The organism is Croceicoccus naphthovorans (genome assembly GCF_001028705.1).
GTDB classification, from domain to species: domain Bacteria; phylum Pseudomonadota; class Alphaproteobacteria; order Sphingomonadales; family Sphingomonadaceae; genus Croceicoccus; species Croceicoccus naphthovorans.
The window spans coordinates 2,020,500-2,032,366 of record NZ_CP011770.1 but is presented as its reverse complement, the minus strand read 5'-3'; the positions used below and the strand labels follow the sequence as shown (position 1 = coordinate 2,032,366).

Sequence of the window (11,867 nt, the reverse complement as noted above, 5' to 3'; positions counted from 1 at the left end):
GTCCGCGCTACAAAAAGGCTTATCGGACCAACGGACCGGAGGACGAGGTTGAACGACACTGGCGGTAACGGAGATGGAGGCAGGCTGGCGAAATCTTCGCCCGGCGCCATTGCCAGCTTGTCCGCCACGATCTTCCTGTCTTCTTTGGGCGGCAGCGTGGCGAATGTCGGCTTGCCGACGCTGTCGCGCACCTTCGGGATCAGCTTCCCGCAAGCGCAATGGATCGTGATCGCCTATTTCCTCGCGGTCATCAGCCTGATCATAAATGCTGGTCGCCTCGCGGACAGCGTGGGCCGACAGCGCCTGCTGCTCGCCGGACTGGCACTGTTCGGCCTAGCTTCGATCGGCGCGGGCGTGGCATGGAGCTTCTGGTTCCTGATCGCGGCGCGGGCGCTGCAAGGTATGGGCGGCGCGATCATGCTGGTGCTGGCGTTTGCGCTTGTTTGCGACATCGTGCGCCCTGCACGACTTGGCAGCGTGCTGGGCTTGCTGGGCGCGATGTCTGGGTTGGGAACTGCCGCCGGGCCGTCACTGGGCGGGCTGCTGATCGCGGGGTTGGGCTGGCGCGCACTGTTTCTCGTCAACGTGCCGGTCTGCATCGCGATCGCCTGGATGGTCTATCGCACGGTGCCCCGAACGCTCCATCCGGCGGCCACGCCGTGGCGGCCGGATTGGGCTGGCACCTTTCTGCTCATCTCGGCACTGTGCGCCTATTGCTACGCGGCCACGCTTGCGAGCGGACGCTTCGCCGCCGGCAACATCATCGCGCTTGCGCTCGCGGTGGTCGGCGTGGCAACTTTCATTCTGGTCGAGCGGCGTGCCGCCGATCCCCTGTTGCGGATGGGGATGTTCCGCGACATCTCCCTGTGCGGCAATCTGGCGATGAGCGTGATCGGCTCGACCGTGATCATGGCGACGCTGGTCGTCGGCCCCTTCTATCTGGTCGAGGGTCTGCACATGACACCCGCCCAGGCGGGGCTGGCGCTTTCGGTCGGGCCGGTCATCTCGGCTGTCGGGGGCGTGCCGATCGGGCGGCTGGTCGACCGGCTCGGCATCGTCGCGATGAGCCTTGCCGGGCTGGCGATCATGGCGGCGGGAGCGGCGGGGCTGGCTTTCAGCGAGGGGATCGTCGGCCTGCCGCGCTTCATCGGCTCGCTGATCGTGGTGATGGGCGGCTATGGCGTGTTTCAGATCTCCAACAACGCCGCGGTGATGGCGAAATCCTCTTCTGCAACGCGCGGCACCTTCGCCGGACTGATGAACCTGTCGCGCAATATCGGATTGGTCACCGGCGCGTCGGTGATGGCCTCGATCTTTTCCGCCACCGCGCACGATGGAGCTCCGGGCGGACTCGCCGCGGCGCACGGACTCAGGGCCACCTTCGCGACAGCCGCCGGCATGGCTGCCCTCGCAGTGGCAATCGGGCTATCGAGCGGCGCGGTCCCGATCTTGCGCCGCAACGCAAAACGCGGCGGCTGACGGCAAATTTCGGGCCGCGCCATCCGAAAGGTTGACGCGATCGTCCAGCGCCCTAGAAATGGACACGTCCATTAAATTTGAACAACTGCATAACCAGAAAGCTGGAGAGACCTAATGAACCCGGTGACGACGGCGTCGCACATGTTGATCGGCGGCGAACTGGTGGCCAGCGAGAGCGGCGAATGGATAGATTCGGTCGATCCCGCGACGGAGGAGGTGATCGGGCGCATTCCCAATGGCGACGCGCGCGACGTGGCCCGGGCGGTGGAGGCGGCGGATCGTGCGTGGGCGGCGTGGAACGGGATCGGCGTCGCCGCCCGCGCCGAGGCACTCCGCGCGTTCGGCCGCAAGATGCTGGAACGCGCCGAAGAGCTGCTGGAGGTCGAGGTCCGCGACACCGGCAATACGATCGCGCCGATGCGCGGCGACGTGCGCACCGGTGTGGAGGGGATGAACTATTATGCTGGCCTCGCCTATGAACTGAAGGGCGATACGATCCCGGCGACGCCCGGCAACCTGCACTTCACCACGCGCGAGCCTTACGGCGTGGTCGCTCGGATCGTGCCGTTCAACCATCCGGTGATGTTCGCCACCGCCCGCACCGCGGCCGCGCTGATGGCCGGCAATTCGGTGGTGGTAAAGCCGCCCGAGACGAGCTCGCTCTCCGCGCTGATCCTGTCTGAGATCGCGCGCGATGCGCTGCCGCCGGGCGTGTTCAATATCGTCACCGGCACCGGAGCGGGCGCGGGCGCGCCGCTGGTGCGCCATCCCGGTGTCAAGCGGATCGCGTTTATCGGTTCAGTCGAGACCGGCATGGCGATTCAGCGCATGGCGGCGGAGAGCGCGGTCAAGCACGTCACGCTGGAGCTTGGCGGAAAGAACCCACTGATCGCCTTCCCCGACGTCGATCCGGCGACCGTGATCGACGCCGCGATCGCCGGGATGAACTTCTCGTGGCAGGGCCAGTCGTGCGGATCGACCAGCAGGCTCCTGCTGCACGAATCGATCCATGACGATGTCGTCGCTGGGCTGGTCGAGCGCATCCGCGCGATCCGGGTGGGCGATCCGATGGATCCGGCCAGTCAGATGGGCGCGATCAATTCGAAGGGTCAGTACGACAAGGTTCTGCGCCATATCGCAAACGCGCGCGAGGACGGCGCCCGGCTGCTCGCCGGCGGCGGCCGGCCCGAGGGAGAGGAGTTCCGCAAGGGCTTTTGGGTCCAGCCGACGCTGTTTGGTGACGTCGAGCAATCGATGCGTATCGCGCAGCAGGAGGTGTTCGGCCCGGTTCTTTCGGTAATGAAATGGTCGACGCTCGACCAGGCGATCACGATCGCCAACGCGACCGACCTCGGCCTGACCGCGTCGATCTATGCCAACAACATCGACGACGCCTTCGCCGCCGCGCGCCGCGTGCGCTCCGGCTATGTGTGGATCAACAGCGTCGGACCGCATTACCCCGCCATGCCCTATGGCGGAATGAAGAACAGCGGCACGGGGCGTGAAGAAGGCATCGAGGAGATGCTGAGCTACACCGAGCAGAAGGCCTATAATCTTGCCATGCGAAAATAGGGACCGGCGGATTGGAACGGTGAAGGCCGTTCATCCGCGTGCGTGAGTTTGTTTCCGCGTGTCCGACACGCGGCTTCGCCTGGCACCGCGAACCTGGGGGAAGCTGGGCAACAAGCCCGGTGAACCGACTCCCTGGGATCAGAATTTCGAGACAGTTTTTCATCAAGCCGACGCCGGATTCCCGGCGGTGATCGACTGGCTGGAAGGCCTCACCTTCGAGGCGCGACCTGGTCAGCCGCGCCGAAGTCGGTTCCTGCCGCAGCCCTCTTCTGACGTGCGCTTCGGCCAGATGGTCGAGTCTCTTACGTCGCTCGCCATCCGCAGCCCGATGACGCGCGAAGCTTGTGTGGGCATCGCGGAGCGCTTTCGCGGCCCCTTGCCTGAGTGGGAGCGTAACAGCCTGATCGCGATGAACATGCGGGATATGCACGCCCGCGCGGTGCAGGCGTTCGGGGTGCGCGACAAGGCCACCGCCATTTTGTCGCCTGACCGCGAATTCGTGTTCGGCGACGGTTTCTATCACAATCTGACATCGCCGAGCGGCGCGCCACACGCGCCAAACATCCTCGCGCCCCTCACGCCGCGCCTTGCTGTCCTCTATGCTCGACCGATGCAATATACGGTCGAGCCACGGCTCTCGGAGATGCGCTTCGCCGTCCGCTCGTCATTGGTCGCGAAAGCGACACGGACATGGCAATTGTCGAGGATCGCGTTGTGCTCGCCATAGGCCTTCTCGATCTGGTTGAGGCTTTGCGCGATCAGGAAGGCGCGCACGCCATAGCCGGCGAGAAAGGCGAGGCTGGTCTCGAAGAAGTCCAGGCGACCGAGAGCGGGAAACTCGTCGAGCATCATCAGAAGCTTGTGCCGGGCAGCCGCGTTCGCCCCATTCTCTGCTTGAAGATGCTCGGTCAGTCGGCGGCCGATCTGGTTGAGCACCAAGCGAATAAGCGGCTTGGTGCGGCTGATGTCAGAGGGCGGCACGACAAGGTAGAGCGAGACCGGCGACCTGCCCTCGACGAGGTCGGCGATCCTCCAGTTTGGTGAACGACCCTTCAGAGGATTTTGACTCTGAGCAGGAAGAGGAAGCGTATCGCGCGCATCCTCTGCAATAGGCGCAAGCCCTCACGCTACATTCGCGAGCTTTGCGAAATCGCCGGCAATGAGGTCCGGTTTGAAACCATCGATGGGAAGGAACTCGACCAGTGTCCCAGTTGCCTGGTCGGGGAATTGGTTGAGCGCAAAGGTCGCAACGACACCACCTTTTACGGCTGCAATCAATTTCTTGAGTGCCGTCACACTCAGCAGTCACCTCCGGCGGCACCTCATCGACAACAAGCGGGCGAGGCCGGAGTTGTCGAGACGGTCAATCGGGCAAGAGCCTTCTAACGCTGCTTGCTTTGATCGTAGCCATCGTCCTACGCGCGACGGGCCAGTGACAATCGACGGCTTTGATGATAGGACTACGTCGTGAAATCGGCGGAATGCACGGATCGCGTCGGATTGTTTCCTGCGTTCCTCGCTTGACGATAGATCCCGAAAGTACGGTTTTTCGGGGTATCCCGGAAAAATCCAATAATTTCAAAAGCCAGCGGAATTGCCGGGATAGCTGACGGCATATCGTCGCGAAAAATATTTTTAATGGCGATATTTCAAGGTGTTATGCTGACAATCAATAATCGAGTGGGAGTAATAAGGCTCAACCCGCGACCTTTTGACAATGGCGTAACCCCTCTGCCGCGTTAGTCTGCGCGGCAAAGAGGAGAGCCGATGCCCGAAAACCAACGCGCGATGCGCCCCGCCGTGCTGCTGTTGCTGGCGGTGCTGGCCATCGCGGCCTTTGCGGGCAATTCGCTGCTTGCCCGCGCGGCCATCGGCAGCGGCGCGATCCCGGCGGGCGGCTATACGATGCTCCGGCTGTTCAGCGGGGCGGTGGTCTTGTTGCCGTTTCTTGGCGGGTCGCCGAAAGCGTCTGACTGGCGTGGGGCGTTTTCGCTGTTCCTTTACGCCGCCGCGTTTTCCTTTGCCTATGTCGCTCTGCCCGCGGGCACAGGCGCGTTGATCCTGTTCGCCTGCGTGCAGGCCACGATCATGGGTGTCGGCATCGCCGGGGGCGAGCGGCCCGCGCCATTGGGCTACCTTGGGCTGGCGCTGGCACTGGCGGGCGTTGCCTACTTGCTGCTGCCGGGGGCGAGCGCCTCTGCCGATCCGTTTGCGGCGTTGCTGATGGCCATCGCGGGGGCGGCGTGGGGTGTCTATACATTGCTGGGCCGGGGGGCGGGCAATCCGGCGCGGCGGACGGCGGCGAACTTCCTGCTGGCCGCGCCGCTGGCTCTGCCTCTGGTCCTGCTCGATTCCGCAGCGGGCTGGACTTGGCAGGGCAGCGCGCTGGCGGTCGGGGCGGGCGCGATCACGTCGGGCCTTGGCTATGTCGCGTGGTACGCTGTCGCGCCGCGCCTCGGCCTTGCCACGGTCGCCACGGTCCAGCTTGCCACGCCGGTTGCCGCCGCGCTGGTTGCCGCCGTGACGCTGGCCGAACCACTCACCTTGCGCATCGGGATCGCGGGGTTGCTGATCGTCGGCGGGATCGTCCTGACCTTGCGCAAACCCTGATCCCGGCGCTTTGCAAAGGTTGCATTTGCGACTAGCTTGCCGCCCCAATTGGCACAAGGGCGCAACCCATGAGAACTCCGATCCTGGCAACCGGGCTGGCACTGGCCCTTGCGGCAACGACACTGACCGGATGCAGCGAGAGCGCCCCCGTCGCCACCGAAGCACAGGCCGCAGAGATCGCGTGGCGCCACGGCGATGTCGAAGACGCGCTGGCCGAGGCTAAGGAAACGGGCAAGCCGGTGCTACTCTATTGGGGCGCGGAATGGTGCCCACCTTGTGCAGAGATGAAGGCGGGCCTGTTCAAGGACCCGAACTTCATCGCCAAAACGCAGGATTTCATTCCGGTTTACCTCGACGGTGATACCGCGGGCGCGCAAAAGTGGGGCGATCGGTTCGGTACCAGCGGATATCCCACCGTGATTGCGCTGGCCCCCGACGGTAGCGAAATTACCCGCATCTCCAGTGCCACGATGGCCTCCGAACTGCCCGCCCTGCTGACGCTGGCCGCCGGGCGTACGCGGTCTATCGACGCGGTGCTGGCCGATGCCAAGGCCGATCCGGCGACGCTGTCGGCAGAGGACTGGAAGATTTTGGCCGGCTTCGACTGGGGCAACGATCCCAAACGGTTCGAGGAGGGAAAGGCCGAGGGCGAGATGCTCGACACGCTGGCCCGCAACGCACCCGATCCGGCGATGCGGAGCCGTTTCGCGCTGCTGTCGCTGGCACGGCTGGCGGCGCGCGATGGCGACGGCAAGGTAACGCTGACCGACGCGCAGGCGGAGACGGTGGAGGGCGTATTGCCCGGCATCCTCGGCGCGCCGCAGCAGGTGATGGCGAACCGCGATGTGCTGTCCTACTACGCGCCGGGCATGGTGCTGGCACTGCCCGGTGGCGAGGCTAAAGAGGACCTGACCGCCTTGCTCGACAAGGCTTTGGAGGGTTTGGTCGCCGATACGAACCTGTCGTTGGCAGAGCGGACCTTTGCGCTGTCGGCCCGGGTTGATCTGACCGACGAAGCGCCGGGCGAGCCGTTGAAGGCGGAGGTCCGCAAGTGGGCGGCCATCGTCGACAAGCAGGCGAGCGACGCGCTGGTGCGCAAGTCGGTCATTTCCTACGCGGCGGAACTGCTGGACCAGATCGGCGACCGCAAGGCGGCGAAGGACATGCTGCTGGCCGAGATCGATCGGTCCGAAACGCCCTATTACTATATGCTGGGCCTTGCCGCGATGGCTGAGGATGAGGGCGACAAGGCCGCTGCCATCGATTGGGCGCGCAAGGCCTATGAAGCTTCGGAAGGTCCGGCCACGCGTGTCCAGTGGGCGGCTGGATATGCGCTGCGCGTCATGCGCCTTACGCCAGAGGACAGGGACGCGGTGAAGGCGAGTTCAGAGGCGGTGCTGGCCGAATTGGCGAAGAGCCCGGACAACTATTACCAGCGCACGCAATCGGTCGCAGACCGGTGGGGCACGGCGCTGGTCGCATGGGCGAAGGAGCATGACGGCGCGGCGGTGCTGGATTCGCTGGGCACGCGGATGGCCGACGTGTGTGCGAAGCAGACGGAAAAGACCGACACCTGCGGCAGCTGGTTCAAGGCCGCCTGATCTCGGGCCAATAGGCGGAAAAGTGCGATTGCGCGTGGCCAAGGAATTGACCGTGGCCGGGCGGGATCGTCCGCACTAACGCTCCCGCCCGACCGGACGTCCGCACCGTAAACCTCGCCGGGGCAGGGGCCCCGTTGCGGCGGGCGCGGACACCCGAAGGGTTGCGATCAACGCTTGCGGCAAATCATCGTCGCCTTGCCGCCGGGGCTGACGTGCATGACGCTTTCCGTCGCGGTTTCCCCGGTCCACATCCTGCAGGCGAAGTTCTCAGCCTGGCGCACTTCGCCCGGCGCCACTTCTTCGGGTACGTCGAACGTGCAGACCGACATCTGCATGTTCTTGTTCGCGATCTTCTGGACATGTCCGGGTGCAGAGATCAGCTGCGTCATGTCCCACCTGCCGTTGTAGATCGGCAGGCCGCCCTCGGCCGTCGGGATGAAACCGGTGCACTTATTGTCGTGAATGACGACTGCGGCATTATCCGAATCCGCCAACGCGACCTGCGGCGAAAGGGCGAGCGTGCCGATAGCGGCAGCGGCTGCGACCCGGGTCAGGCAAGTTTTCATGTGTCTTCTCCTTGCATTCTGGTCCTGGGGCGTTCGCTCGCGTGCGGTAAAGCGGTGACGCCGGTTTGGGCGGAAGGATCGCGCTGCCCCGCGAAGATGGCTTTGGCGCGCCTTGCAGGGGCGCGACCCTTCCTTAGGCAATCCTACATAGGGAAAGACTGCATAGGCGTGTGCGGGAACGGTTGAGATGACGTTACCGGATTTGGTGAATTTCGTCCTACGTCAAGCTCGCCCCAGCGCCGGATGACCATGCTTTCGCTGGTAAATCAGAAGGTTGACGCGCGGCGGTGGATTTTTGCCGCGAAATGACCGATCATGGCTATAGCGGATCGAATATGGGCCCGCAGGTAAACGGCGCACCGCCCGCGCGCCGATCGTCGGAGAGAGCTGAAACGATGGCCAAGGAACAGCCCGATACGCCCTATATGGACGCCAGCCTGCCGCTTTTGGCCGGGTGGATCGAATTCTGGATGATGCCCGTCACGATGATGGCCCGGATGATGGGCATGACCAGCCCCGTTGCCGATGACGAGCCGGAGATCGATCGAAAGTGCGCGCACAAGCAGTTGCCGGTGCCCAACGCGCATCAAAAAGACATGGATCACGACCTGTTCGCGTAAACCAGCAATAGCAGTGGAATTACTGTCCATGATCTGGCCCGTGACGCTGACGGCGGCGCTGATTTATTGTGTGGCGCGATCAATACGCGACTTCAGGTGCAGGCAATTTATCTGGGCATTTGCTGGTCTGGCTTCCGCTATCCTCATCCTAATAGCGCAGCTGTCGGTTTTCACCTTTTCTGTCTTTCCCTCGGCAATTTTGCATTGAGTTCAACGAAAAAGGGCGGCCTCCCCCACGGGAAGCCGCCCTTTCGCATTTGGATGACGGGGCGCGTCAGGCCAGGTTTTCCCAGACCGTCGCAATACCTTGGCCACCGCCGATGCACATCGTGGCAAGGCCGTACTTGCCGCCGGTGCGCTGCAGTTCGTAGGCCAGCTTGGTCACGATGATCGCACCGGTGCCGCCGATCGGGTGGCCCAGCGAAATGCCCGAACCGTTCGGGTTGACCTTGGCCGGATCCAGATCCAGTTGCTTCGACACGGCGCAGGCCTGTGCGGCGAAGGCTTCGTTCGATTCGATCACGTCCAGCTGGTCCTTCGACAGGCCCGACTTTTCGATGGCGATCTGGCTGGCCGGAACCGGGCCGATGCCCATGTAGGCCGGATCAACGCCCGCGTGGCCGTACGAAACGAGGCGCGCCATCGGCTTCAGCCCGTGTTCCTTGACCGCCGCTTCGGTCGCCAGAACGACCGCGCCCGCGCCGTCGTTGATGCCCGATGCGTTACCGGCGGTAACCGTGCCGCCGTCCTTCTTGAACACCGGGCGCAGGCCAGCCAGGCCCTCTGCCGTGGTGCCGGCCTTCACATGCTCGTCCACTTCGAACATCGCGGGCTTGCGCTTTACCATGATCTCGACCGGCTCGATCTGATCCTTGAAGTACCCGGCCTCGATCGCGGCGGCTGCACGGCGGTGCGATTCGGCGGCGAAGGCGTCCTGCTGTTCGCGGGTGATCTCGTACTTTTCGGCCACGTTCTCTGCCGTGATGCCCATGTGATAGCGGTGGAACGGATCCTGCAGCGCACCCAGCATGCCGTCCATCATCGGGCTGTCGCCCATCTTCAGGCCCCAGCGTACGCCCATCGCGAAGTAGGGGGCGCGGCTCATGACTTCGGCACCGCCGCCGACGGCGATGGCATGATCGCCCAGCATCAGGTGCTGCGCCGCCGAAACGATGGCCTGCATGCCTGAACCGCACAGGCGGTTGACGGTCATTGCCGGGGCACCGTGGGGGATGCCCGCCTCTACCGCGGCGATGCGGCTGACATAGGCGTCGCGCGGTTCGCAGGGAATGACACTGCCCAGAATGGTGTGTTCGACCAGTTCGGGCGAGACGCCCGCGCGGGCCAGCGCGCCCTTGATCGCGACGGCGCCCAGCGAACCGGGGTTCGCATCCTTGAGCGATCCGCCGAAGGTGCCAACGGCGGTGCGCGCGGCGGATACTAGATAGACAGCGTTCATGGTCGTTCCTTTCAGCCCTCTGGTCTGTGCAACGGCGGCGCCTATCCCCGTGGAACGGTGCCTGACCGGTTACGTTGCGGGTGCGAATAGGCACGAATCCCGCCCCCGTCCAGCCCGCCAAAGGTCTGCCATGAACCAAAGGCATGGCCGCAGGCGCTTGTGACTGGCGGATGACGGTGGCAAGGCGGCGGCAATGACGCTACGGCCCTGTCGCCGAAGGCAAAAAGGGAATGGGCGCGCAAGACGAATGGCCAGCCAGTATCAACACGATGTCGTGATCGTAGGATCGGGGGCGGCGGGACTTAGTGCCGCGCTGGTCCTTGCCGAAAAGTGCAAGGTCATGGTGCTGGCCAAGGGCTCGCTCGATTCGGGATCGACCGCATGGGCGCAGGGCGGCATAGCGGCGGTGCTGGACGCAGGCGACACGTTCGAGGATCACATCCGCGACACGATGGTCGCCGGGGCGGGCCTCAATCGGCGCGAGACGGTCGAGTACGTGATCGAGCAAGCGCCCGCATCGATCAATCGCCTGATCGAACTGGGCGTTCCGTTCAATACAGAGGCCGGATCGCTGCACCTGACGCGTGAGGGCGGGCATTCGCACCGCCGTATCGTGCATGTCGACGATGCGACCGGCTGGGCGGTGCAGAGCGCGCTTCTGCGCGCCGCCGAGGCCAATCCCAACATCACCCTGCGCCCCGACATGGTGGCGATCGACCTGATCCGTGATCGCAACGCCGTCGATCCGCAGGGCGGGCGGCAGGTTTGGGGTGTTTACGCGCTCGATTCCGGTAAAGGCGGCGTAGAGGCGTTTACCGGACGTGCGACGATCCTTGCCACCGGCGGGGCGGGGCGGACCTATTTGTTCTCCACCGCGCCGCGCGGGGCGACCGGCGATGGCATCGCGATGGCGTGGCGCGCGGGTTGCCGTGTATCCAACATGGAATTCATGCAGTTCCACCCGACCTGCCTGTATAATCTAGAGGTCAAGAACTTCTTGATCACTGAGGCGGTGCGGGGCGAGGGCGGTATCCTGAAACTGCCGCCAGAGGCCGGGCCGGAGGCGGGCAAACGCTTCATGCCCGATTTCGACGAGCGGATGGAACTGGCCCCGCGCGACATCGTCGCCCGCGCCATCGACCATGAGATCAAGCGGCTGGGCCTCGATTACGTCCACCTCGACATCAGCCACCACGAACCCGAATTCGTGCGTGAACACTTTCCGACTATCTACGAGCGCCTGATTGGCCTTGGCATTGATATGACCAAAGCACCGATCCCGGTCGTGCCCGCGCAGCACTATACCTGTGGCGGGGTGCGCGTCGATCTGAAGGGGCGGACCGATCTGCCTGCGCTCTATGCCATCGGCGAATGTAGCGAGAGCGGGTTGCACGGTGCGAACCGGCTGGCGTCGAACTCGCTGCTGGAATGCTTTGTGTTTGGCGATGCCTCGGCGCGTGACATCCTCGACCGCTATGACGATCTGCCGCCGCCGCCGCCGGTGCGGATGTGGGACGAAAGCCGGGTGACGACACCCGACGAGGAAGTCGTCATCAAGCAGAACTGGACCGAGATCCGCCGCTTTATGTGGAACTATGTCGGCATCGTGCGCACCGACAAGCGGATGGAGCGCGCCGCCAGCCGCATCCGCCTGCTGACCGAGGAGGTGGACGAATATTACGGCAATTTCCGCGTGTCGAAAGACCTGATCGAATTGCGCAACCTGCTCAAGACCGCCGACCTGATCGTGCGGTCTGCGCGGCGTCGCAAGGAAAGCCGGGGGCTGCATTACAACGCCGACTATCCGCAGGTGGATCCGGTGGCGCGCGATACGATACTGGTGCCGTAATTTGACGTAATTCGGCGCAGGTCTTCGTAAACCGCCGGTTCTGTTACGAAGATTTACGGTGCCTAAACCACGATACTACATCAAATCCTTCAGCCTTGACTGGGCATGCTT

Annotated in this window: 11 protein-coding genes and 1 pseudogene; 8 read left to right on the top strand and 4 right to left on the bottom strand. The window is 64.1% G+C overall.

The features are described 5' to 3' along the window. Positions 1-48 precede the first annotated feature (48 nt). The 3 genes from AB433_RS10205 to AB433_RS20530 all read left to right on the top strand — a co-directional run bounded on the left by AB433_RS10205 (position 49) and on the right by AB433_RS20530 (position 3,778). Positions 49-1,479: an MFS transporter gene (locus tag AB433_RS10205; RefSeq protein ID WP_047820927.1), complete on the top strand. Its 1,431-nt coding sequence runs from the start codon at positions 49-51 to the stop codon at positions 1,477-1,479. Between the two features lie 114 nt (positions 1,480-1,593). Next, on the top strand, positions 1,594-3,051 hold the full coding sequence (locus AB433_RS10200; RefSeq protein WP_047820926.1) for an aldehyde dehydrogenase family protein: 1,458 nt from the start codon (positions 1,594-1,596) through the stop codon (positions 3,049-3,051). Between the two features lie 58 nt (positions 3,052-3,109). Then, a complete protein-coding gene (locus tag AB433_RS20530) occupies positions 3,110-3,778 on the top strand; it encodes a hypothetical protein (RefSeq protein ID WP_047820925.1) in 669 nt (222 codons plus the stop codon). On the opposite strand, the pseudogene AB433_RS19970 reads toward AB433_RS20530, so the two are convergent. Continuing rightward, positions 3,676-4,089 (bottom strand): annotated as a pseudogene (locus AB433_RS19970) (type IV secretory system conjugative DNA transfer family protein); the annotation flags it as partial. The gene AB433_RS20530 and the pseudogene AB433_RS19970 sit on opposite strands and share 103 nt — an antisense overlap. Before the next feature lie 84 nt (positions 4,090-4,173). Then, positions 4,174-4,347, bottom strand: a complete 174-nt coding sequence (locus tag AB433_RS21270) for a hypothetical protein (protein WP_245626636.1) — start codon at positions 4,345-4,347, stop codon at positions 4,174-4,176. Between AB433_RS21270 and AB433_RS21785 the strand changes: the two genes are divergently transcribed. From AB433_RS21785 to AB433_RS10180, 3 genes are all read left to right on the top strand, one after another. Beyond that, positions 4,279-4,437: a hypothetical protein gene (locus tag AB433_RS21785; RefSeq protein ID WP_375782418.1), complete on the top strand. Its 159-nt coding sequence runs from the start codon at positions 4,279-4,281 to the stop codon at positions 4,435-4,437. The two genes, AB433_RS21270 and AB433_RS21785, sit on opposite strands and share 69 nt — an antisense overlap. Before the next feature lie 381 nt (positions 4,438-4,818). Further along, positions 4,819-5,661, top strand: a complete 843-nt coding sequence (locus AB433_RS10185; RefSeq protein WP_047820923.1) for a DMT family transporter — start codon at positions 4,819-4,821, stop codon at positions 5,659-5,661. Between the two features lie 68 nt (positions 5,662-5,729). Further along, positions 5,730-7,262 carry a thioredoxin family protein gene (locus AB433_RS10180; protein ID WP_047820922.1) on the top strand — a complete coding sequence of 511 codons (1,533 nt, stop codon included), beginning with the start codon at positions 5,730-5,732 and terminating at the stop codon, positions 7,260-7,262. 167 nt (positions 7,263-7,429) lie between these two features. Here the strand turns inward: AB433_RS10180 and AB433_RS10175 are convergent, their stop codons facing one another. Continuing rightward, the gene (locus tag AB433_RS10175) at positions 7,430-7,828 is read right to left on the bottom strand and encodes a hypothetical protein (RefSeq protein WP_047820921.1); all 399 of its coding nucleotides are present in this window, start codon (positions 7,826-7,828) and stop codon (positions 7,430-7,432) included. A gap of 305 nt (positions 7,829-8,133) precedes the next feature. Between AB433_RS10175 and AB433_RS10170 the strand changes: the two genes are divergently transcribed. Beyond that, positions 8,134-8,448 (top strand): hypothetical protein, encoded by a 315-nt coding sequence (locus AB433_RS10170; RefSeq protein WP_156170782.1) that lies wholly within the window; start codon positions 8,134-8,136, stop codon positions 8,446-8,448. A gap of 274 nt (positions 8,449-8,722) precedes the next feature. Here AB433_RS10170 and AB433_RS10165 read toward each other — a convergent pair whose 3' ends face one another. Next, positions 8,723-9,907 (bottom strand): acetyl-CoA C-acyltransferase family protein, encoded by a 1,185-nt coding sequence (locus AB433_RS10165; protein WP_047820919.1) that lies wholly within the window; start codon positions 9,905-9,907, stop codon positions 8,723-8,725. 247 nt (positions 9,908-10,154) lie between these two features. Here AB433_RS10165 and nadB point away from each other — a divergent pair, with 247 nt between their 5' ends. Further along, positions 10,155-11,756: an L-aspartate oxidase gene (nadB, locus tag AB433_RS10160; RefSeq protein WP_047820918.1), complete on the top strand. Its 1,602-nt coding sequence runs from the start codon at positions 10,155-10,157 to the stop codon at positions 11,754-11,756. The last annotated feature ends 111 nt before the right edge of the window (positions 11,757-11,867 follow it).

Excerpts from the sequence above, each read along its gene's own strand:
- AB433_RS10165 (WP_047820919.1), bottom strand. The coding sequence starts at position 9,907 with ATGAACGCTGTCTATCTAGTATCCGCCGCGCGCACCGCCGTTGGCACC.
- AB433_RS10180 (WP_047820922.1), top strand. The coding sequence starts at position 5,730 with ATGAGAACTCCGATCCTGGCAACCGGGCTGGCACTGGCCCTTGCGGCA.
- AB433_RS10200 (WP_047820926.1), top strand. The coding sequence starts at position 1,594 with ATGAACCCGGTGACGACGGCGTCGCACATGTTGATCGGCGGCGAACTG.
- AB433_RS10170 (WP_156170782.1), top strand. The coding sequence starts at position 8,134 with ATGACCGATCATGGCTATAGCGGATCGAATATGGGCCCGCAGGTAAAC.
- AB433_RS10185 (WP_047820923.1), top strand. The coding sequence starts at position 4,819 with ATGCCCGAAAACCAACGCGCGATGCGCCCCGCCGTGCTGCTGTTGCTG.
- AB433_RS10175 (WP_047820921.1), bottom strand. The coding sequence starts at position 7,828 with ATGAAAACTTGCCTGACCCGGGTCGCAGCCGCTGCCGCTATCGGCACG.
- nadB (WP_047820918.1), top strand. The coding sequence starts at position 10,155 with ATGGCCAGCCAGTATCAACACGATGTCGTGATCGTAGGATCGGGGGCG.